Source organism: Nitrosomonas sp. Nm51 (assembly GCF_900111165.1).
In the GTDB taxonomy this organism is placed as follows: Bacteria; Pseudomonadota; Gammaproteobacteria; order Burkholderiales; family Nitrosomonadaceae; genus Nitrosomonas.
This window is the reverse complement of the sequence record NZ_FOGH01000020.1, coordinates 28656-49973: the sequence shown is the minus strand read 5'-3', so window position 1 is coordinate 49973 and position 21318 is coordinate 28656. Positions and strand designations below refer to the sequence as shown.

Below are 21318 nucleotides of genomic sequence, written 5' to 3'. Positions count from 1 at the left end.
AATTTGTAACGAACAACTGAACACAAAGCATCAGCAGGAGGCAAAATACCAACTCAGTCTGGTCGACTTATCCACAGATGCGTAGTATCCTGCGCACTGTTTCCCCCTGGTCAAATTTCAACCGTAATGGGTGGTCAATTTTAAACCGGTATCAACAGTCATTGCCGTTGTGTGCAGTTTGATTGTGGCTAACATCGTTTCTGCAGCCAGCTTCGACGAGGATTTTATACGTGGGCCGGTTTTGAAATGACGGGCAGTCTGCCTGCGCACACCTGTATCCGAAAAAAACTGCGACATGAATTATTTATGCAGGGTCGTTTGGCGACAATTCGTCTCAATCTTCGCAAGGATTGATACGCACGGGGGCTGGTTACCAATTCAGCGAAAAAGTCATCGTCTGGCTTGGGTATGATTGGAAGAAATTTCTGCGCAAAAACCTGTTTTTAATCTTGAAATAAAATCGAATAGCCGCATATCAGATTCAGTAGTTATTTCATCTGTTTTTTATTGAAAAGGAGATAAAAATGGCAATTACGCGTTATGAACCCTGGGGTTTGCTTAGTCAGTTACAAAAAGAGCTGGAGCGTGGCGCTGCAGAAGGCTCGACAGCGACTGCAGAATGGGCGCCGGCTGTAGATATTAAGGAAGAGAAAGATAAATTTGTGATTCACGCCGATATTCCGGGCGTCAAACCTGAGGATATCGATATCAGTATGGAAAACGGTGTGCTCACGATTAAGGGAGAAAAGAAAACCGAAGCCGAAACGGAAAAAGATGGTTACAAACGTGTCGAACGGACATACGGCTCATTTTACCGCCGGTTCAGCCTGCCGGATACGGCAAATCCGGATGCGGTTTCTGCAGTATCCAAACATGGTGTGCTGGAGTTGACCATACCGAAAAAAGAACACGTACAACCCAAGAAAATCAGCGTCTCTTCTGCTGATTAACAAAACCTGCCAGCAACAAAGGAGTCGGCACAAGTTTTTAAGTCTGTTAGCCCGGCTCCTTTTCCTTTAACTGGTAAACCATGCCATAATTAGGCTTTCTGGTTTAACAGCCTGTTTCATCTGCAAATCAGTTCACTTCCTTTTTATGCCTTTAATTACACTGGAGAAAGCCTGTCTCGCATTCGGTCATCATGCATTGCTGGATCAGGCCAATTTGCAGCTTGATCCGGGTGAGCGCGTCGGTTTGATCGGCAGAAACGGCGGTGGCAAGTCCAGTCTGTTAAAAGTTCTGTCCGCCAGTATCAACCTTGATGACGGCAGGCTGTGGTGCGCGCCGGGCCTGAAAGTGGCGTATGTTGCGCAGGAACCGGGGTTAACCGACAGCAACTCGGTTTATCAGGAGGTCTCAAACGGTCTGGGTGATATCAGCCGGACTTTGCTGGATTTTCATGCCGTATCTCATGCGCTAACCGATGGCGGTAATGATACGGAAGCTTTGCTTGCACGGCTCCAGGTGCTGCAAAATTCTCTGGATGCACAAGATGGCTGGAATATTCAGACCAGAATTGAAACTGTCATCGATACACTGAACCTGCCTGCTGACGCATGTATTGCGGAGTTGTCCGGCGGTTTAAAAAAGCGTGTTGCACTGGCGCGTGCTTTGGTTATTTCGCCCGATGTGTTGTTATTGGATGAACCGACAAATCATCTGGATTTTGCATCGATAGAATGGCTGGAAGCGTTTCTGCAGGGATTTGCTGGCAGTGTTATATTTATCACGCATGACCGGCGCTTTCTGGATAATGTGGCAACACGTATCCTGGAGCTTGATAGAGGTATTTTGACGGCATTTCCTGGAAATTTCGCCGCATATCAACACAAAAAAAACGAAATGCTGGAAACTGAAGCGGTGCATCAGCAAAAATTTGATAAACTGCTGGCCGAGGAAGAAATATGGATACGTAAAGGTATTCAAGCCCGATGCACCCGCAATGAAGGGCGGGTCAGGCGGCTGGAAGCCTTGCGAAAGGAACGCGCGCAACGGCGAGAACGCGTTGGCAAGGCCAGTCTTCAGGTCGATGTGGGTGATCAGTCGGGTGAACTGGTCGCTGAATTAACACATGCCAGCAAAGCATTCGGCGATAAAACGATCATTGACGATTTTTCATGCCGTATTATGCGCAAGGACAGAGTCGGACTGCTCGGACCTAACGGAGCGGGAAAGTCAACGCTGCTAAAACTGATTCTTGGCGAAATGCAGCCGGATTCCGGGCAGATCCGGCAAGGTACCAAGCTGTCATTCGCTTATTTCGACCAGATGCGCGAGCAACTGTATGATGAAATGACAGTGGCCGAAACAGTCAGTCAGGGCTCGGAGTTTATTGAAATCAACGGTAAGCGCAAGCATGTGATCAGTTACCTGGAAGATTTTCTGTTTCCACCGCAGCGTGCGCGTTCACTCGTCAAGTCACTTTCAGGCGGTGAACGCAACCGTTTATTGCTGGCCCGGTTGTTTACACGTCCGGCCAATATACTGATACTGGATGAACCAACTAATGATCTGGATATTGAAACGCTGGAATTGCTGGAGGAATTGCTGCAGGGTTATGCAGGCACCCTTTTTTTGGTCAGTCATGACCGCGAGTTTCTTGACAATGTCGTCACCCAGGTCATCGCATTTGAAGGCCACGGTATGTTGCGTGAGTATGTTGGTGGTTACGCAGACTGGTCCCAGGCGCAATTGAGTAAGAAGCAAGCGATTGAAAACAGCAATACGGCTGAACAAACGGAAAAATTCTCAACTGCGGGTAAAAAAGCAGCCAAACCTTTATCGCGCACCGAAAAACTGAGTTATCAGGAAACCCGGGAGTTGAGTGTTTTGCCGGATAAAATCGATAGCCTGGAGCAGGAGCAAATCAATATTGCTCAGCGCCTAAATCATGCCGGCATTTACCGGGACAATCCGGATGAGGCAAAAGCGCTGCAAATACGCTATTCGATCGTGGAAAAAGAATTGGCCGAATACCTCGCAAGATGGGAGGAACTGGAAGCGAAGTCGAGTAGAATCAACGCGCGGATCTAAGCACAGTCAACGGCAATTTCCCTATAAACAACATGGACATAGTTCGTTTATTCATTGACCAAATCGAGTACATCGTTTAAAGTTCAACTTTTGAGAGGAGGAGGCTTACAATGAAACAAAAAATAATGATTAATTTATTACTTGCCTCGGGCTTGCTTTTTATTTTTTCAGGCAATGCTCAAGCTGAGGGAGACCCGGCAGCAGGGAAAGAATTAAATTCAATGTGTATTGGTTGTCACGGAATTGATGGTTACCGTACCGCTTTTCCGACAGCCTATAACGTTCCAAAAATTGGCGGACAGCATGCAGAGTATCTGATTAAATCGCTTGAAGGCTACAGAGACGGCACGCGCAGTCATCCTTCCATGACTGCGTTGGCTAAAACACTTACAGATCAGGAAATTAAAGATCTCGCTGCATTCTATGCAAGTAACTAATTAAGTCATTTATAGAATTATAGAAGGAATTGATTATGAAGAAATTTATGATTGCGGCGCTCAGTGGTACGGCGTTGATATTATCTGGACAGGTTGCGGCAGCTGATATCGAAGCAGGCAAAAACAAAGCTGCTGAAGTATGCGCATCCTGCCACGGCATCGATGGAAACAGCCCGGCGCCTAATTTTCCGCATATCGGGGGGCAACACAGAACATATCTTGAAAAAGTATTAAAAGACTATAAATCCGGCAGCCGCACCGACCCGGTCATGAATGGTATGGCGGCAGCCTTAAGCAATGAAGATATCGAAAATCTCGCGTTCTATTATTCAAGCCTGCCAGGTAAATTGAATTCAAACAGATAAGAATTTACAGAGCCAAAGCACAAAATAGATAAAAAAATTAATCAGACTGGAAATACTGATTTTTCAAAAATTTTAATCCTGAGTCGGTTTGAGACAATATGTTTAAGCGGAATATGTGCCGGAATTGTTTGTGTACATATTCCGTTTTTGTTTTTCAGTCCGATTATCGTCAATTTGCAACGCATCAAGACTAAAGACAGAAGTACAAACACCAGCTACTATTCCATTGACGCGCAGATTTTGGGGAATCAATAGTTTTGTATCATGAAAGTAAAGCAGAGTGTCCTAGGGCAGCTCTATAGAAATAAAAACGCCTGCATGGTCGGATACGCCGACCTGACTTTCATCGACAAGATTGTTAAATACAACGTTACTCTGGAGAATACGATTCAACGTTTTGACAAAAATATAATCGATACGCCTGGCCGAATCACCGGCATCCAGAGTTGAAACGCCAACAGTGCAATGTTGATCAGCAAACGCAGTATTTGCGCACAAATTATCCAAAAATCTGCCCTCTGCGTAGGCATCAGTAAAACCGGCACCGATAATGTTGTCATAAAAAACGCGTTCCCCAAACGGGTCGATGCGGAAACGGTCGATATTAAAATCGCCGCCTAAAATAACCGGGTTCGCCTGCGGATAGAAGCTTTCCGTCTCATCGACAAATGCCAATAATGCCTGCAACTGGGCGTCGAGTTCTTCGGCACTGCATTTTGCACATAAATGGGTGTTGTACACGTTGATCAATCCAAATTCAGGAATCTTAAGCCGTGTCATCATTATATTTCTGGGCAGTTTAATATCATGCCCTTTGAATTCCAGCTCCGAAGCCTTCGGCAGCCGTTTGGACATCTTGAAGTCAATTTCGCAACGGGATAAAACCGCATTCGCCACCGTCAGTAACCCCGGCAATCCTGTTTCAAACGCGGTTTGCAAATCATAGCCGTGTCCCCGTTCACGCAGCTTGCCCTGAAGGTCAAGCGCGCTGTTGGCGGTGCCAACCAATACGCCACCGGCCACCTCCTGTAGCAGAATAACATCTATTGATGCATTTGAAGCATATTCGGCAATTGCATCCAGCCGCGAAGCACGCGTGCCGGTTTCCGAAAATAGCAGGTTGATGGTTAAAAAATTTAAATGCCCTCGATCCGCTACGTCATCACAGCCAGCAAAATGCGTTTCAACACCTTTACCCGGCGGCAGCCCGGTGCAGCCTGGCAATCCCCAGATAACTAGCAATATGACTAACCCTAGCCTTTTCATAATTGATTCTCCACGCGTTTTACAGGCTATGCTGAACATAATTTTCAGGAGCCACATTATTTTTCTAAATCGTGCAACATTGGCGCACAAAGAAGACCCAGTGTATCGTACCGCAGACGTTCTGCAAACTGTCTAAACCTGTTTTGCATGCAACTGCCGCTTACAGCCAGACATTTTAAAAATAACGTATGATGTCTGAATTTACTCAATTATTCCAATAGATGACTCAGGCTCCGAGGATTCAGGTAAAATGAGGGCATTTGACGTATGCGGCAAATCAGTGTGGATCGATTCTAAATCGATCGTTTGATCAGCCGTGAAATTGAAATTTTATGTACAAACTCATCAGGAGATATCAATGAATTCGAAAAAAAGCAGCGCTGTTTGCGCCATTGGTTTAATCGTTATCTTGTTTGGCTGCGACAGTGTGCCCGAAGCCAATGTGGTGAATTGCTCGGGAAGGGGGATGGAAAAATCGCTGGCTGAGTTGAAAAACGACGAAGCGGCGCGCCAGGCATTCTTGGACGAATGTAATACGCTGACGGAAGAATGATAAACCGCGTATTTATTCAAGTAAAACACCATCCCAGCGATTGTTACATGTTAGTAGATCAAAACTGGAGCAAGCTGGGTGTGTGGAGCAAGGCAGCTTTTGCGCCGGCATGCGGAGAGAGCGGCGCCACCTGATTGGATTTATGCTAAATCCGTTCAAAGATACAACAGCTCGAGACCTTGCTTTTTAAACGATGCAGCTTAGTGGTTGTGTCATTACTTGCGGCCATTTTGAATCTATTTTAGCCGTTATTGATTAGCTGCATTGCCACTCGAAATGGCATTCAGATTTTCCTCGGCTTGTTGGTACCCCAGTTCTATCATTTCTGCAGCACGTTCAAATTCCAGTGTCCCGCATGCGTTTCTGGCAAGCTCAATTGTATAATCGGGCGGGTAAGCGGCCAGCTTCTGCCTGGCAATCGTGCTTTGCATGGCGTCGAATGCCTGGTTGACAATATCATAAGCATCCAGGTCAATGCTATCCTTCAAAATGACTTTTTGCTGCAAATTTTTGATAAAGCTTGTGATTCTATCGTGAAAATTTTCTGTATCGTTTGATAGCTCCACCGGCTTGCCGTCTGCCGCCGATACATTTTTTGGCGGGCCGCACAGATTGACCGCGATGGTCACATCTGTTCTGTCGCCAAACGTCGGTGCAATGGGTACTGGATTTAGCACGCCGCCGTCAATTAAATTGACACCTTTGTAGCTATACGGTGTAAACAGCATCGGAAGTGATATCGATGCTCGAATTGCGTTGAACAGTTCTCCGGAATTAATCCAGATTTCCTTTTCGTTGGTAAGATCAGCGGCAACCGCTGTATACCGTATCGGAAGGTCTTCGATTAACTGGTTACCAACCAGGTCAACAAGCGTATTAATGACTTTGTCTCCCTTAAAAAAACCGGTTGTGCTCCATGATATATCCAGCAGTGTAATGATATCCATTTTGGTGACCGCTTTAACCCAGTGTTCGAATTCAGACAGCTTTCCGGAAGCATATGTGCCGCCAACAAGCGCACCCATCGAACAACCTGAGATGGACTTAATTTCATAACCGTTTTCTTCGAGCCAGTGAATAATTCCGATATGCGCAAGCCCCCGTGCGCCACCACTGCCCAGCACAAGTGATACAGTTGTCATAAGCTTAAAATAACTAGTACTCTTTCAGCTTGATATTGCCGTGTACAGCGCTATCGTGTCGCTCTGCAGTCGCAGTTACACTGCTTGAAAAGGGGATAACCCTTTCCTGCGCACTGCGCCTTACTGCAAAGCACCACGGTAACGCTGTACATGGCACAATATCAAGTTGAAAGAGCACTAGCGGCGTCTGCCTCTTTTGTTTGAAGAATCTTCGAATCCTATTCTGAGTGATTTTCCACCATATGAATAGCCATTGAGTTTTTCGATAGCTGCCCGGGCCTCGTGGCCTTCCATAGAAATAAATCCAAAGCCTATACATTTACCGCTAAACATATCCGTAGCAAGTTTAATGGAATGTACTTTCCCGCATTCCGAGAATAGCTCGATTACGCTGGCTTCAGTCGCGCTGCTAGGAAGATTCCCTACAAATAATCTTTTCAAAGGATGTCCTTTTTGTATAAATAAGGATGGTTTTATGTTGCATGAGGCTTGTATTTTCGCGTACATACAGCATATCAAATGGTGCTCACCGATTGGCCTCGTTGATTATAGGACATGGCAAACCGTTCACCTATTATCCCAGAACTAGTATAACGCAGACTCTGGTACAGTGAAATTTGTTACATACCCGGGCAGTTTATTTGTTTACTACAGTCAACAATACGGAGTTCGCTTTTCTCTTATTTTTTCATACGATAGTTAATACGGCCTTTGGTAAGATCATAGGGAGACATTTCCAATTTTACCTTGTCGCCAAGTACTATACGAATCCGAAAACGACGCATTTTACCTGATGTATAAGCCTGGATTTCTTTTCCATTTTCCAGTTCAACGCGATAACATTGATTACGTAAAACATTTGTCACTTTTCCTTCCAGTTCAATTAGTTCTTCTTTAGCCATAAAGAGTTCCTCCAGGCTGATAAACAGCAGTTGAAAACATCTTTCTCGGTGATGATGTTTTAAGTTATATAAACGCCAACCAAATTTGATAGTCAGATGTGATCGAAGCGAAAGCAATCTAACAGCGAAGATCGCTGCTTGTGGTAAATGAACACTTTTTTAATAAATCTTATCAAACGGATGGCAGGGATGCGCATGTGGCTGTTATAAAGATGCTAAACAGCCATTATTACGCACGCATACTGACAAGGGGAATTACTGGTCTATGTCAACATTTATAAATGTTTTCTAGAGTAAAAACAGACCCGCACCAAAGAGTCTGCTTTAGATCAAAATAGAGCTCAGGATAGTGAGGTCAAAGTGCCATAAGTTTATGAATTTATTATTCTGGCATTAGATTTTTCAACGGCCTGATTCCGCAGCACCTGAAACGCCCGTGATATTGAAGAATTTCCCCTTTATATCAGTTTTGACTATAGTTCTGGCTCAGGCCGCTTCTCTATTGATACATCTGCTAAATTTTTTACCGTCGTTTTTAAAGTCAGATGGCTTTCCTGTTCGCTTTTTGTATTTTTTGTTATTTGATTTTTTATTAACAGCATCCGGGTTCATCAATCGGTTAATTGCATTCCATTTTCCGGTATTCGCCGGTGTCACCAGACACATGGCGGAGCCCTCCGCGCCAGCGCGGGCCGTTCTGCCAATACGGTGAATGTAATCTTCCGCGCATTGCGGCAAATCATAATTGATGACATGCTCGATATGCGGGATGTCCAATCCTCGCGCTGCCACATCGGTTGCCACGAGAATGCGGTATTTCTGGTTTCTGAAATTCGTAATAACGCGATTTCGTATATTCTGACGCAGGTCGCCATGAATGGCATCGGCATTATGGCCTGCTTTGGAAAGCTGTCTCGCCATTTTCTCTGTGCCATACTTGGTTTTGACAAATACAATCACTGAACCTGTGCGTGCGTCCAGCTCGGATAATAGCTTCCGGTACTTTTCTTCTTCAGAAACGCGCAGAACATCATGCCGGATTTTTTTTGCAGGTGAAACCGTTTTATCTACAGCGATACGCACCGGATTGTTGAGGTATTTCTCAGAAATTTTGACTATACTGTTTGGCAGTGTGGCCGAAAACAGCATGGTCTGGCGCGTCTTGGGTATGAATTTCAGAATTCTTTCGATCTGACTTGTAAAGCCCATGTCCAGCATTCGGTCTGTTTCATCCAGTACCAGCATGCCGGTATCATGTAGCATAAGATTCCCTTGTTGAAGGTGATCGTTAATGCGCCCAGGTGTCCCTACCAACAATCGCGGCCGGCTGCGAAGTTGTTTCAGCTGTTTCGGCATGGATTCGCCGCCAATCAGCAGCGCTGTTTTGAGCTGGCTTCTCTTGCCAAGCATAGCCTGCAACTGGCTCATTACTTGTGTTGCCAGCTCACGTGTTGGCGTCATCACTAATGCCGATCCGCGCGGATTTGATAGTAACCGGGCGACAAGCGGAATGCCAAAGGCGGCTGTTTTTCCTGTTCCGGTCTGAGCCGAACCCAGTATGTCGCGTCCTTCCAGCGCATGTGGAATGGTTTGTGCCTGAATGGGAGTAGGTTTGCTAAACTGCATGTGATGCAGCGCACGATTAAGAGCTTCGGGAAGCCCCAGTAAATTAAAGTGTTTCATGAATTCTCTTTGTAAGACAAGCACTACTGCCGCTTTTTCAAAAAACGGTGAGACGCTTGGTTAATAATGAAGTGAGTGTAGAGCGAGCGGCCTAACCTGCTCCGTTATCCAGCAATGTTAAATGTACTGTCTTGAAAGACAATAATTCAGATGTTTAACTGGATTCCACTATTTTACTGCCTGATTTGTATGTGTATTTCCCTTTGGCGTAAATAGCAAATGACCGTAACCAACACCGTCCGCACCATGCAGTTTGACGCGGCCAACTTGTATTTAAACGCTTTGGACCAACAGACCAGCTTAGAAGGTTCTTCAGAGTTTGTATTTCACTGATTGGCTATACTGATACGATATCGAGTGTATATGAATAGCTGAAGCTCTCTATATTTATACATGGAGCGGCGAGAAAAAGCAAGAAAAAATCAAGCTGTAGCGAATAACCATAGATACGTTATCGGTGTTTGGGAACAAATTAAATTGCGTGTGGTGTGTTACATCAGATAGATTGCGAGAAATGCTGTGCCTGGCAATAACGTATGGATTAGAGATAGAGATATGGATAGAGTACTGGCTTGAATATTGCGCCAGTATGCTGAATTTTGGCCTGTCATTGTGATGCCTGTCGGTTTTCATGGATTCTAACGGAAGTACAGTTTGTGCCCGTAGATTCGCTTGCCGGCTTTTAACCTGCCCTGTCTTGGATTGACGCGCATGCTCCCTGTGCCGCAGAATAACTGTGTCTGCGGCCGCGAGCACGCTCAATTCAAAACAGTTCGGCGCTAAATTCTAGCGACTGATGCAATAGCCAGACTAGCACTCTTTCAACTTGATATTGCCATGTACAGCGTAACCGTGATGCTTTGCAATAAGGCGCAGTGTGCAGGAAAAGGTTATTCCCTTTTGAAGCAGTGTAGTGCGACTGCAGAGCACCACGGCAACGCCCTGCGGGTGAGCTTGTCAGCACACATGGACTACGTTGTGTCTTTTGGCGATAGACTGACTATTACCTGCAAGACACGCCTTGCCATGAATGCTGACAAGTTCACTGAACACGGCAATATCAAGTTGAAAGAGTGCTAGCTGCAAAACGGCCAGACCTGATACCAGCGCTGACAGCGAAACTGTTCATCGCAACGGCGCAATTGTGCACCGTATTCGCGCGCCGTGCGGTCGACGCGTTCGGCAGTGATCAACAGCCAGGTTTTATTGTGGTGGGTACCGCGGCGGTAACCGCCGTGACCTTCATGGTAGGCCAGGTACAGCTTCTTCGGATCCCACTTGGAAATGCCAAGTTGCTGATTACTTTTATGGTTATACCAGCCGATGAAATCCAACGCATCCTTCATGTTCGAGCGGCTCTTAAAGAGTCCGCCGGTAGAATCCTTGTAATCCTGCCAGGCCGGGTCTTGGATCTGGGCATAGCCCTTGGCAGAGGAAGCCCGCCCCAGCGGAATGAACAGAAACCACTCGAACGGCGGTTTGGCATTGTGACGGTAACTGGATTCGTGACGCACAAAGGCCATCAATATGTGTGCCGGAACGCCCCATTTGTGTTCCGACGCTCTCGCATGATCGTACCAGTCAGGATGCTGTTCAAATACCGCGCACAGATCGTGCTGCTGGTGGGGTGGATTACTGGCGCAGCCAGCCAGTCCGCCCAGCAGGAGCAGAATAGGAAGCAGTCTGAAAAAATCTTCAATTGCGTTCATTAATTGAATTAATCCGGTTTCATTCCAGGCAAGATTAGTTGGCTTAGTAACGAACTTTTTGGCATCAATATTCCACCGGCAACGGGTCCAGGCTGCGCCATAGATACCAGGTCGCAACAGAACGCCAGGGTTGCCAGCGTTCGGCCAGTTTACGAATGGTTTTTTTGTCAACGGATTGATTGTCAAAATAGTGTTGACTGATTGCGCGCTGCAGGCCGATATCATCAAGTGGCAGCACATTTGGGCGCAGCATATGGAAAATCAGGAACATCTCGGCAGTCCAGCGGCCTATGCCCTTGATTTGCACCAGTTGTGCTATCAGCGTTTCATCATCGATTGCCGCCCATGTCGAAATATCCAGCATCCCTTCCCTGAAGTGGCATGACAGATCTCGAAGATAGCTTATTTTTCTGAGCGACAAACCGCAAGCGCGCAACGTACTGTCTTCAGTGCCATGAATCGTATGCGGCGTAATATTTGGAATAGCCTTAAGGATTCTTTGCCACACGCTTTCCGCAGCCTTGACAGAAATTTGTTGCCCAACAATTGAACGCGCTAGCGTGGAAAAGGCGTCACCTCGAGACTTAAGCGCAGTATCGTCGAAGCATTGTACAAGGTTGCGCATTACCGGGTCTCGGACGGTCAGTTCCTGGGTTGCTTGTGTCCAATATTCAGGCGTCATGTAGATTCACAACTATTCATGTTTCCAATCAAATCCGGTTTTATTTCGCCCAAGGAGTGTTAACAAATTAGCGAATTGTTGCCGCTGGTACTCATTTTAATCCTCAGCAAGAGTGAGCGTGGTGTAGTCACGCTACATGAGCGCATGATAACGCAGCGGAGGACTAAAATGGGCTCAGGCCCTATAGGTTATTCCTGAAATAATTTACAATTGTTAAGATCCTCTATAGCGATTGCTGCAATTTTTGTATTGCAGTCGTTATTCTGCGTGAGACATTATCAATCATTCGCGCAAGAAAAAACTCATTTTAATTAATCGGCTAATTCGTTGCGATTTCCACTTCCCTTTTACCGGATTTTTATATAGGATTGCAAGTTAGTCAGGTTTTTGTTGCTTTTTAACTGGGAATTGTTTTACGTAAAGCTTCCTGAGACCATTAGTATTATCATTCCTACAAAAAATAAACAGGAAATAATCTTTTAATGAGGGTAATATGAGTCAACATATTCATTACGTTACTGATGCTAATTTTGAAACTGAAGTTTTACAGTCTTCGTTGCCTGTTTTGGTTGATTATTGGGCGGAATGGTGCGGCCCTTGTAAAATGATTGCGCCAATTCTGGATGAAATTGCCAATGAATATGATGGGCGTCTCAAAATCGCTAAGCTGAATATCGATGAAAACCAGATCACACCGCCCAAATATGGTATTCGAGGCATTCCTACATTAATGCTGTTTAAAGACGGCAACATCGAAGCGACCAAAGTAGGCGCGTTATCCAAATCCCAACTCACCGCGTTTGTTGACAGCCATCTTTAAAGCGGTTATGCTCTAAACTAGAATTGGTTCACGAGGAGCAGGTGGATTAGCCGTTTTACCGCTCTTTTTTCAAACTCTATATTTATCCCATCAGCAGCTTTCCTTCCGACGTTCATCGTTTGCGTTATATTTCTACTTTTCAAAGTGTTTTAACTATCAAAGAACTTGTTCATGCGCTTATCTGATCTCAAACATCTTCACGTTACCGAATTAATCAAAATGGCCACCGAGAATGAACTTGACGGTGCCAACAGAATGCGAAAACAGGATCTGATTTTTGCCCTGTTGAAAAATCAGGCAAAAAAGGGAGAAAGCATTTATGGGCAAGGGACACTTGAGGTTCTGCAGGATGGCTTTGGCTTCCTGCGCTCACCGGATACCTCGTATCTTGCAGGACCGGATGATATCTATATTTCACCCAGCCAGATAAGACGGTTTAATCTGCACACAGGCGATTCGGTCGACGGAGAAATTCGCCCGCCCAAGGATGGCGAGCGCTACTTTGCACTGGTTAAGGTTGACAAGGTCAACAACGAACCTCCTGAAAATTCCAAGAATAAAATACTGTTTGAAAATCTGACACCGTTATTTCCTACCGAATCTTTAAAACTTGAACGCGACATCAAAGCCGAGGAAAATATTACCGGCCGCATTATCGATCTGATCGCGCCGATTGGGAAAGGTCAGCGGGGCTTGCTTGTAGCCAGCCCGAAATCAGGAAAAACGGTAATGCTTCAGCATATTGCGCATTCTATTGCAGCGAATTACCCCGATGTCATTCTGATGGTTCTATTGATTGACGAGCGTCCCGAAGAGGTTACGGAAATGATTCGTTCCGTCAGGGGAGAGGTGGTTTCATCCACGTTTGACGAATCAGCTATGCGCCATGTGCAGGTGGCGGATATGGTTATCGAAAAAGCCAAACGCCTAGTCGAGCATAAAAAAGACGTTGTTATTCTGCTGGATTCGATCACGCGGCTTGCGCGTGCCTACAATACTGTTGCGCCAGCTTCCGGCAAGGTTTTGACAGGCGGTGTTGATGCAAACGCGCTACAACGGCCCAAACGTTTTTTTGGTGCGGCACGGAATATCGAAGAAGGTGGGTCACTGACGATTATTGCAACCGCGCTGATCGATACCGGCTCGCGTATGGATGACGTGATTTATGAAGAATTCAAAGGCACAGGCAATATGGAAATACATCTCGAGCGTCGTATGGCCGAAAAACGCATTTATCCTGCTATTAATGTCAACCGCTCTGGAACTCGCAGGGAAGAATTGTTGATTGAACCTGACGTTCTGCAGAAGATCTGGGTTTTGCGCAAGCTGCTGCACCCGATGGATGACATGGACGCCATGGCATTCCTGCTGGATAAAATCAAAGCGACAAAAAACAATGCCGACTTCTTTGACTCAATGAAAAGAGTCTGATGTATCCTTTCGGCGAATCAGCAACTATTCGTTACATTGCCCTGCTACAAATTGACCTTTTCCCGCTGAAAGAGTATAGTTCACCCTTTTCGGGGTGTAGCGTAGCCTGGTAGCGCGCCTGGTTTGGGACCAGGATGTCGGGAGTTCGAATCTCTCCACCCCGACCAATTACTACTGCCCTAGATATATAAGGTATGCCCGATAAGGTGCCCGTAGCTCAATTGGATAGAGCACCAGCCTTCTAAGCTGGGGGTTACAGGTTCGATCCCTGTCGGGCACGCCAGACTATTTCTATCTGATAATTGGTACTTTTGACTGCGTCAAACCTCATCAGTTTGAGTAAAACAGGCGATAATTAGTCGCTTTCAACGGTGGCTGTAGCTCAGTTGGTAGAGTCCCGGATTGTGATTCCGGTTGTCGTGGGTTCGAGCCCCATCAGCCACCCCATTTATTGTGATCACCTGCCTTGATGTTTGGCGTTACTCTATGTACTTTTTAGCCGGATATTGCATCAGTTGCTGAAATTTAAACGCTGAATTGCGTTGAATTGAGCGTGCCGCGACCGCAGATGCGATGCAGTTATTCTGCGACACAGGGAATGTGCGTTCAATCCAAGACAGGGCGCGTTAAAAGTCAGCAAGTAGATCCGTGGGTATAACCGTACGTTCGTTAGAATCCATAAAAACCAACAGGCAATAATTACAGGCCAGAATCCAGCGTACTGGTGCAATTCAGGCTGTGGTTGATTTACCTCCTGCTTTATATCCGTCCAGCCGCACGTTACAATAGTCCCAAGTACAAATACGCCACTTAGCTCAAACAAATAGAACAGCCAATCTAGGAGCGCGCCATGACTCAGAATCTATTTAACAGCCTGCAAGAACTGACAATCTCCGAAGGAAAAAAAGTCCGGTATTATTCATTGCCCGCATTGGAAAAAAATGGGCTTGGCAACATTTCCCGGTTACCGGTGTGCATTCGGATCATCCTGGAATCAGTGCTGCGAAACTGCGACGGAAAAAAAATCACCGAAACACATGTCAGGCAGCTGGCTAAATGGGAGGCGGGTGCTGCAAGAACACATGAAATTCCTTTTGTTGTCTCACGCATTGTGCTGCAGGATTTTACCGGTGTGCCTTTGCTGGTAGATCTGGCAGCCATGCGCAGTGCCGCCAAAAGACTTGACAAAAACCCCAAGCGCATCGAACCGCTTGTTCCTGTTGACTTAGTTGTTGATCACTCTATTCAAGTCGATCATTATGGCAGTAAAGATGCGCTGAAACATAATATGGAAATTGAATTCGAGCGCAATCACGAGCGTTATCAGTTTATCAAGTGGGGCATGCAGGCGTTTGATACTTTCAAGGTCATACCGCCGGGCATCGGCATCGTCCACCAAGTCAATCTGGAGCATCTTGCGCATGGCGTGCATTTGAATAACGATACCATTTACCCGGATACTCTGGTCGGCACTGATTCACATACCACTATGATTAATGGCATCGGTGTTGTCGGCTGGGGTGTTGGCGGTATAGAGGCCGAGGCCGGCATGCTCGGACAGCCGGTATACTTCCTGACGCCAGACGTGATTGGCGTCAATCTGACAGGAAAGCTGCGTGAAGGCGTGACTGCCACCGATCTGGTGCTCACTATTACGGAAATGCTGCGCAACGCGAATGTGGTCGGCAAATTTGTCGAATTTTTTGGTGAAGGAACGGCATCCCTTACTGTTCCCGATCGCGCCACTATTGCCAACATGGCGCCGGAGTATGGTGCGACGATGGGTTTTTTCCCCGTCGACGACGCCACCATCGAATATTTTAAAGCAACAGGACGCAGCGATGATGAAATTGCTGCATTCCAGCATTACTTTAAGGCGCAGGCTATGTATGGCATACCTTGTCAAGGCGAGATAGATTACAGTGATGAACTGACGCTTGATCTGGGTACGGTTTCGCCGTCTCTTGCTGGCCCCAAAAGGCCACAGGACCGTATCGATATGGCAGAGATGAAAAACCGTTTTACCGAACTTTTCTACAAACCGGTTGTAGAAAATGGATATGGCAAAACGCGCGAGGAACTGAAGCAGCGCTACCGAACACGCGATTTGAACGCTGCAGAAGAGGCCGTGCTTTGCACCCGCCTTGATACGGATGTTCCCGATGAGAGTAGTCTGCCCGGTAACAATGACCGCAATGTCGCCGAAATGGTCAGTAATCATCCAACACCAAATACTGAAAAACCGGATACGCAACCGAACAATGTCACTCTCGAACTGGGCCATGGCGATATTCTGATTGCAGCCATTACGTCCTGCACCAACACATCCAACCCCAGTGTCCTGATTGCGGCAGGGTTGCTGGCAAAGAAAGCAGTGGAAAGAGGGCTGTCCGTCAAGCGCCATATTAAAACATCCCTGGCACCGGGTTCCAGAGTAGTGTCGGAATATCTTACACATACCGGCCTGCTCGCCGCACTTGAAAAGCTGGGTTTTAACTTGGCGGGCTACGGATGTACCACGTGTATCGGCAATGCAGGACCATTGGCCGAGCCGATTGAAGAAGCCGTTGTCAAGAACGATCTGGTCTGCGCTGCCGTACTGTCAGGCAACCGCAATTTTGAAGCCCGGATTCACCCTAATATTCGTGCAAATTTTCTGGCTTCTCCACCGCTGGTAGTTGCCTATGCGATTGCCGGCACGGTGTTAAAGGACATTACCAACGAGCCGTTGGGAACTGACTCTGAAAACAATCCTGTATGGCTTAGAGATATCTGGCCAAGCAGCGAAGAAATACAGGTATTAATGCAATATGCCACCAATGCCGGCACATTCCGTAAACTTTACAGCGATCTGACCAAAGACCATCCGCTATGGAATAATATTTCTTCGACTGCCGGAGAAACATATAACTGGCCACCATCGACTTATATCGCCGAGCCCCCTTTTTTCGAAGATTTCTCGTTGCAAACGGTTGACAAAGACACCGCTGGCGATATCAAAAACGCTTATGCGCTAGGTATTTTCGGCGATTCCGTCACGACCGACCATATCAGCCCAGCTGGCGCAATCAAGGCTGCTTCACCAGCCGGCAAATATTTGCTGGACAATGGTGTAGCCCAAAAAGATTTCAACAGCTATGGTTCACGCCGGGGTAATCATGAAGTCATGATGCGCGGTACTTTTGCCAATGTGCGCATCCGGAATCTTATGGTACCCGGCAGCGAAGGCGGCGTAACGCTTTATCAGTCCGAAAATCAGGATGCGAAGGAAATGAGCATTTATGACGCCGCAATGAAATACCAGTCAGATGGAATCCCCACCGTTGTTTTTGGCGGCAAGGAATACGGTACCGGCTCCAGTCGCGACTGGGCGGCGAAAGGTACGCAATTACTCGGTGTCAAAGCGGTCGTTGCATCCAGTTACGAGCGCATTCATCGCAGCAATCTGATCGGTATGGGTGTTCTGCCCTTGCAGTTCAAGGACAATGATTCAGTACAATCCCTAAATATTAACGGCAGTGAAAAATTCGATATCCTTGGACTTAGTGACCTGAAACCCCAGAAGGATGTGACCCTAGTGATTCACAGGAGTGACGGTACACAAAAAGAAGTGAAGCTGCTATGCCGTATTGACACGGCGATCGAAATAGACTATTTCCAGCATGGGGGAATATTACCCTACGTGTTGAAAGAATTGCTGAAAAAAAGCTAGAGCTTGTGAATATCTAAAGCTCTTGTTTTGTATATAGAATAATCTATTTTGTGTCTTTGCAAAAGCTTATAGAACTCAGTCCGGTTACGCTTTGCAATGCGTGCAGCCTGGGTAACATTTCCTGAAGTTATTTTTAAAACGCGCACCAGATAATCTCTTTCGAATTGTTTTTTGGCCTCTTCAAACGATTTAAGTTGAGAAGTTTCCATATTTATCGCATCGTAAACGAGCGCTGGGGGAATCAAGGAAGCGGTGTTTAATACGACACATTGTTCAACGACATTCATGAGTTGCCGCACATTACCCGGCCACGGCGCTGTGAGCAGCATTTCCATTGCATCTGGCGAAAATCCGGTAATATTCCGTTGATATCTGCCTGCAAATAATTCAAGAAAATGGTTTGCTAACAATGGTATATCTTCTCTTCTCTGTGACAGTGACGGTATTTTCAAGGATATAACGTCTATGCGATAGTATAAATCTTCGCGAAAATTGCCTCTTGCGATTTCTTCCTTAAGATCACGGTGAGTCGCGGAGATAAACCGCACATCTATTGCTACAGAATGTGAACTTCCTACAGGCCGGATTTGTTTTTCTTGAAGCGCGCGTAATAATTTAACCTGCAAAGCTAATGGCATATCGCCAATTTCATCAAGAAACAAAGTGCCGCCCTTTGCTAACTGAAACAAACCATCATGGTCACGTACCGCACCGGTAAACGCACCCTTCACATGGCCGAATAGCTCCGTTTCCAATAAATGCTCTGGAATTGCAGAACAGTTAACAGCCACGAATGGTTTCTGATTACGATTTGAAGCACTATGGACGGCCCGGGCAAATAATTCTTTGCCAACGCCGCTTTCGCCGTAAAGCAGCACACTTGCATCGCCTTTAGCGACAAGTTCTGCTCTATTAAGAACATCTTTCATATCAATGCTTTGTGTAATTACATCTTTGCACCATAAAGATTTTGTGTGTTGAGGCTGACTTGTTTGCGGAGCATTATTAAGTGCTTTTTGAATTTGTTCTAATAAGTTTTTACTATCGAACGGTTTTGTCAGATAACCAAAGACGCCACGCTGAACTGCTGCAACAGCTTCCGGGATAGTTCCATGCGCTGTGAGTATTATGACCGGCAGCGCAGGAAACTTTGCGTTTATTTGTTCAAATAACGCCATGCCATTCATGCCGCCCATCTGTATATCACTAATCACGAGCTGCGGTCTTTCAAGATCAAGATAGTTTAGCGCTGATTCAGCGCTATTGACGGTGTCAACCATGTAACCGGCGGCATTTAAGCGAATTGACAGTAGCTCTAGCAGGCCTGGGTCGTCATCGACAAGCAATATTTTTGAATTTGTTCCCATCGTTGCCCTTATGGCATATTCCTTCTGATCAGTGATTTTTCCATGTCTTTGATATCGTTAATTTTTTTATGCAGCATTTCAGTTTCCAGTTTTTCATTTGCCAGCTGATGCGATAATCGGTTGACTAATTTTCTTAAGCGCAGTTCTTCTGTTAATCGCATTATTAAAATTTTTCTAAAACTGTCTAATGGCACTGGCAGTTGCCTGGTTTCCGGCCAGTCATTAAGCAATGATAATGCTTTTTCCAGATCATAAAATTTTTGCTTTGTTAAGATCAACAATAAAATGTATCTGATACGGTTATCGTGACTATCATCTCTCTCAAAATTCTGCTTCACGTTATTGAAAGTAAATTCAATTTTCTTATCGTTTTGCTGTGCAATAATACTTGCATAATCAAGCATAATATTACTCAACTGATCTTCAAATGCTTCTCTGGAGACCAGTTCGTCCGGATTTATGATGATTTGTTGTTTTTCTATATTGGAACACCCGGTTGATGCCAAGATAACAATAAAAAAAAAGATTGTATACAAAACTTTATTTATTTTTTTCATTTTTTTCATAGTGCCGTTATTCGTTACGCAAAGGCAGAACAAGACGAAAATGGGCGCCAGGATTAGAATTGTTCATCAAGCGAATATGTCCTCCATGTGCGAAAGCAAATTCCCGTGCGATTGATAGGCCCAGTCCGGTTCCTTTGACATGTGCGTCAGGCTTATACTGGCCTTGATAGAAAGGCTCAAAGATTTTGTCCTTATCCGAGTGATGGACGCCAATGCCGGCATCAATAATATCCAGTTTCACACATGTTGTATCATGACTGATTTTTATTTCAATAATACTGCATGGCGGTGAAAATTTTATGGCATTCGATAACAGGTTACCAACAATAGTCTGTATTTTCTCAGCGTCGCACTCATAGATAATATCCGTACGACTACGTACAATTTTCAGCTTTTTGTTTATGATCGATAAATTTTGGCTTTGAAGCGTTTGATTGATAATTTCCGAGAGGCTGGCTGGTTGTTTTATCAGTGCAGTTTCTGCATCCTGAATGGCGCTATAGCTCAATAAATCTTCTATTCGTTTCTGCAACTGCAAACTGCTGCCATGTAATATATCTGCAATTAGCTGCTGTTTTTTTGAAAGGTTGCCAGTAACGCCTTCCGCGAGCAGGTCTGCACCTTCACGAATAGCTGTTAAAGGGGTTTTAAGCTCGTGCGATATATGCCTTATGAACTGGTTCTTTTGTTTTTCCAGTTTCAGCAGGCGGCGACGCAGCCAATCAAGACGTTTGCCAAGCTGTTTAAGATTCTGGGGGCCGGTTACTTTGATTGGCTTTAATAAATTTCCTTGACCTAAATTATAGATAGCTTCGTCAATTTGTTTTATCGGACGTGTGATCAATATTGAAAATAAAATGGCTAGAACAACCACAAAGGGAATAACTGCAAGTAATTGCATTTCAACATTTGCGCGCACCTGATTTGCAGTTTCATGCATTTCATTAACATAATACCCAATCAAAATATTCCCTTGCCTTGAAAAATTTTGTACCTCATCCAATAGTTCTTCGAAGTTTTCAACCTGGATTTGCAAATTTTCCGGGGAATCTCTATTTTTGAGTATATCTCTATAAATAATCAATTCAGACAACCGCATTTTCTCCAGTAACAGCTGATGTTCCATATAGATAGGTAATTCAGTGTGTGGAAGTAACTGCGTAAAATTTTCGGCTGTTTCTCCAAATTTATTATGAGAATGAATATAACCTTCAAGTAAAGTCAGATCATTCAGAATCAGGGCTTGTCTCACACTCCTTTCCATCGTTAACACTTCGTCAGCAAGCACGCGATTGCCGTGTGTAATTTCTGCAGCCTGATAGATTGTTTCACGGCCATGGTCTGCGAGACGATCTATCGTACTTGCAATATAAATAAGCGAGGCGATCAAGGGAATGCCAACAAGTGAATATCCAAATAAAATGAGTTTCAAAAATGATTTAGGGTTGCGCTGACGTTTTGATGATATTGGATAATCAGGTCGCGCTAAAACTTCAACAGTATCTGCATGAACAGCCATATTTACTTCCCGAATGTCAGTTTGTTGAACCTGTAAAAATTTTTCTACCATATAAGCATTGTCCCGCTAACCAGGCAATATGGAAGCCCATATCGTCTGGTTAACGGGACAACAGTGAACTTATAGTTAGG

19 protein-coding genes and 3 tRNA genes are annotated in these 21318 nt (G+C 45.3%); 11 read left to right on the top strand and 11 right to left on the bottom strand.

Annotated features, from left to right (window positions below):
* Positions 1–117: 117 nt before the first annotated feature.
* Positions 118–297 carry a hypothetical protein gene (locus tag BMY60_RS08540; RefSeq protein ID WP_090332904.1) on the bottom strand — a complete coding sequence of 60 codons (180 nt, stop codon included), beginning with the start codon at positions 295–297 and terminating at the stop codon, positions 118–120.
* Between the two features lie 227 nt (positions 298–524).
* On the opposite strand from BMY60_RS08540, the gene BMY60_RS08535 reads away from it, so the two are divergent.
* The 4 genes from BMY60_RS08535 to BMY60_RS08520 all read left to right on the top strand — a co-directional run bounded on the left by BMY60_RS08535 (position 525) and on the right by BMY60_RS08520 (position 3835).
* The gene (locus tag BMY60_RS08535; RefSeq protein WP_090332903.1) at positions 525–950 is read left to right on the top strand and encodes an Hsp20/alpha crystallin family protein; all 426 of its coding nucleotides are present in this window, start codon (positions 525–527) and stop codon (positions 948–950) included.
* A gap of 145 nt (positions 951–1095) precedes the next feature.
* Positions 1096–3033 (top strand): ATP-binding cassette domain-containing protein, encoded by a 1938-nt coding sequence (locus BMY60_RS08530; RefSeq protein ID WP_090332901.1) that lies wholly within the window; start codon positions 1096–1098, stop codon positions 3031–3033.
* Positions 3034–3143: 110 nt separating this feature from the next.
* Entirely contained in the window at positions 3144–3470 is a 327-nt protein-coding gene (locus tag BMY60_RS08525; RefSeq protein WP_090332899.1) for a c-type cytochrome, read from the top strand.
* Between the two features lie 35 nt (positions 3471–3505).
* Complete coding sequence (locus BMY60_RS08520; RefSeq protein ID WP_090332898.1) at positions 3506–3835, top strand: c-type cytochrome; 330 nt, start codon at positions 3506–3508, stop codon at positions 3833–3835.
* Positions 3836–4120: 285 nt separating this feature from the next.
* Here the strand turns inward: BMY60_RS08520 and BMY60_RS08515 are convergent, their stop codons facing one another.
* Positions 4121–5101: an endonuclease/exonuclease/phosphatase family protein gene (locus tag BMY60_RS08515; RefSeq protein WP_090332897.1), complete on the bottom strand. Its 981-nt coding sequence runs from the start codon at positions 5099–5101 to the stop codon at positions 4121–4123.
* Positions 5102–5459: 358 nt separating this feature from the next.
* Between BMY60_RS08515 and trbK the strand changes: the two genes are divergently transcribed.
* Positions 5460–5654, top strand: coding sequence for an entry exclusion lipoprotein TrbK (gene trbK, locus BMY60_RS08510; RefSeq protein ID WP_090332895.1), 195 nt, complete (start codon positions 5460–5462; stop codon positions 5652–5654).
* A gap of 248 nt (positions 5655–5902) precedes the next feature.
* Here trbK and BMY60_RS08505 read toward each other — a convergent pair whose 3' ends face one another.
* From BMY60_RS08505 to BMY60_RS08475, 6 genes are all read right to left on the bottom strand, one after another.
* Entirely contained in the window at positions 5903–6796 is an 894-nt protein-coding gene (locus BMY60_RS08505; RefSeq protein ID WP_090332893.1) for a patatin-like phospholipase family protein, read from the bottom strand.
* 177 nt (positions 6797–6973) lie between these two features.
* Positions 6974–7237 carry an RNA recognition motif domain-containing protein gene (locus tag BMY60_RS08500; protein ID WP_090332908.1) on the bottom strand — a complete coding sequence of 88 codons (264 nt, stop codon included), beginning with the start codon at positions 7235–7237 and terminating at the stop codon, positions 6974–6976.
* A 239-nt stretch (positions 7238–7476) separates the two neighbouring features.
* Entirely contained in the window at positions 7477–7698 is a 222-nt protein-coding gene (gene infA, locus BMY60_RS08495; protein WP_090332890.1) for a translation initiation factor IF-1, read from the bottom strand.
* A gap of 486 nt (positions 7699–8184) precedes the next feature.
* Positions 8185–9381 carry a DEAD/DEAH box helicase gene (locus BMY60_RS08490; protein WP_090332889.1) on the bottom strand — a complete coding sequence of 399 codons (1197 nt, stop codon included), beginning with the start codon at positions 9379–9381 and terminating at the stop codon, positions 8185–8187.
* Positions 9382–10457: 1076 nt separating this feature from the next.
* On the bottom strand, positions 10458–11207 hold the full coding sequence (locus tag BMY60_RS08480) for a transglycosylase SLT domain-containing protein (protein WP_218141662.1): 750 nt from the start codon (positions 11205–11207) through the stop codon (positions 10458–10460).
* The gene (locus BMY60_RS08475) at positions 11155–11772 is read right to left on the bottom strand and encodes a DNA-3-methyladenine glycosylase family protein (RefSeq protein WP_090332884.1); all 618 of its coding nucleotides are present in this window, start codon (positions 11770–11772) and stop codon (positions 11155–11157) included. Before BMY60_RS08475 ends, BMY60_RS08480 begins: the two co-directional genes overlap by 53 nt.
* Before the next feature lie 493 nt (positions 11773–12265).
* Between BMY60_RS08475 and trxA the strand changes: the two genes are divergently transcribed.
* The 6 genes from trxA to BMY60_RS08445 all read left to right on the top strand — a co-directional run bounded on the left by trxA (position 12266) and on the right by BMY60_RS08445 (position 17735).
* The gene (gene trxA, locus BMY60_RS08470) at positions 12266–12592 is read left to right on the top strand and encodes a thioredoxin TrxA (protein WP_090332883.1); all 327 of its coding nucleotides are present in this window, start codon (positions 12266–12268) and stop codon (positions 12590–12592) included.
* Between the two features lie 171 nt (positions 12593–12763).
* Positions 12764–14023 carry a transcription termination factor Rho gene (gene rho / locus BMY60_RS08465; protein ID WP_090332881.1) on the top strand — a complete coding sequence of 420 codons (1260 nt, stop codon included), beginning with the start codon at positions 12764–12766 and terminating at the stop codon, positions 14021–14023.
* A 90-nt stretch (positions 14024–14113) separates the two neighbouring features.
* Positions 14114–14190 (top strand) — tRNA-Pro (locus tag BMY60_RS08460).
* 39 nt (positions 14191–14229) lie between these two features.
* Positions 14230–14306: transfer RNA gene (locus BMY60_RS08455), tRNA-Arg, on the top strand.
* A gap of 88 nt (positions 14307–14394) precedes the next feature.
* Positions 14395–14470, top strand: a tRNA-His gene (locus BMY60_RS08450).
* A 403-nt stretch (positions 14471–14873) separates the two neighbouring features.
* Positions 14874–17735, top strand: a complete 2862-nt coding sequence (locus BMY60_RS08445) for an aconitate hydratase (RefSeq protein WP_090332880.1) — start codon at positions 14874–14876, stop codon at positions 17733–17735.
* On the opposite strand, the gene BMY60_RS08440 is transcribed toward BMY60_RS08445, so the two are convergent.
* The 3 genes from BMY60_RS08440 to BMY60_RS08430 are packed head-to-tail and all read right to left on the bottom strand — an operon-like array spanning position 17732 to position 21238.
* Positions 17732–19102 carry a sigma 54-interacting transcriptional regulator gene (locus BMY60_RS08440; protein WP_090332878.1) on the bottom strand — a complete coding sequence of 457 codons (1371 nt, stop codon included), beginning with the start codon at positions 19100–19102 and terminating at the stop codon, positions 17732–17734. The two genes, BMY60_RS08445 and BMY60_RS08440, sit on opposite strands and share 4 nt — an antisense overlap.
* A gap of 8 nt (positions 19103–19110) precedes the next feature.
* Positions 19111–19668 carry a hypothetical protein gene (locus tag BMY60_RS08435; RefSeq protein WP_090332877.1) on the bottom strand — a complete coding sequence of 186 codons (558 nt, stop codon included), beginning with the start codon at positions 19666–19668 and terminating at the stop codon, positions 19111–19113.
* 7 nt (positions 19669–19675) lie between these two features.
* Entirely contained in the window at positions 19676–21238 is a 1563-nt protein-coding gene (locus tag BMY60_RS08430; RefSeq protein WP_256250768.1) for a sensor histidine kinase, read from the bottom strand.
* Positions 21239–21318: the final 80 nt, after the last annotated feature.

Excerpts from the sequence above, each read along its gene's own strand:
- BMY60_RS08440 (WP_090332878.1), bottom strand. The coding sequence starts at position 19,102 with ATGGGAACAAATTCAAAAATATTGCTTGTCGATGACGACCCAGGCCTG.
- trbK (WP_090332895.1), top strand. The coding sequence starts at position 5,460 with ATGAATTCGAAAAAAAGCAGCGCTGTTTGCGCCATTGGTTTAATCGTT.
- trxA (WP_090332883.1), top strand. The coding sequence starts at position 12,266 with ATGAGTCAACATATTCATTACGTTACTGATGCTAATTTTGAAACTGAA.
- BMY60_RS08430 (WP_256250768.1), bottom strand. The coding sequence starts at position 21,238 with ATGGTAGAAAAATTTTTACAGGTTCAACAAACTGACATTCGGGAAGTA.
- BMY60_RS08520 (WP_090332898.1), top strand. The coding sequence starts at position 3,506 with ATGAAGAAATTTATGATTGCGGCGCTCAGTGGTACGGCGTTGATATTA.
- infA (WP_090332890.1), bottom strand. The coding sequence starts at position 7,698 with ATGGCTAAAGAAGAACTAATTGAACTGGAAGGAAAAGTGACAAATGTT.
- BMY60_RS08490 (WP_090332889.1), bottom strand. The coding sequence starts at position 9,381 with ATGAAACACTTTAATTTACTGGGGCTTCCCGAAGCTCTTAATCGTGCG.
- BMY60_RS08505 (WP_090332893.1), bottom strand. The coding sequence starts at position 6,796 with ATGACAACTGTATCACTTGTGCTGGGCAGTGGTGGCGCACGGGGGCTT.
- BMY60_RS08525 (WP_090332899.1), top strand. The coding sequence starts at position 3,144 with ATGAAACAAAAAATAATGATTAATTTATTACTTGCCTCGGGCTTGCTT.
- BMY60_RS08515 (WP_090332897.1), bottom strand. The coding sequence starts at position 5,101 with ATGAAAAGGCTAGGGTTAGTCATATTGCTAGTTATCTGGGGATTGCCA.
- BMY60_RS08435 (WP_090332877.1), bottom strand. The coding sequence starts at position 19,668 with ATGAAAAAAATGAAAAAAATAAATAAAGTTTTGTATACAATCTTTTTT.
- BMY60_RS08475 (WP_090332884.1), bottom strand. The coding sequence starts at position 11,772 with ATGACGCCTGAATATTGGACACAAGCAACCCAGGAACTGACCGTCCGA.
- BMY60_RS08535 (WP_090332903.1), top strand. The coding sequence starts at position 525 with ATGGCAATTACGCGTTATGAACCCTGGGGTTTGCTTAGTCAGTTACAA.
- rho (WP_090332881.1), top strand. The coding sequence starts at position 12,764 with ATGCGCTTATCTGATCTCAAACATCTTCACGTTACCGAATTAATCAAA.
- BMY60_RS08540 (WP_090332904.1), bottom strand. The coding sequence starts at position 297 with ATGTCGCAGTTTTTTTCGGATACAGGTGTGCGCAGGCAGACTGCCCGT.
- BMY60_RS08445 (WP_090332880.1), top strand. The coding sequence starts at position 14,874 with ATGACTCAGAATCTATTTAACAGCCTGCAAGAACTGACAATCTCCGAA.
- BMY60_RS08530 (WP_090332901.1), top strand. The coding sequence starts at position 1,096 with ATGCCTTTAATTACACTGGAGAAAGCCTGTCTCGCATTCGGTCATCAT.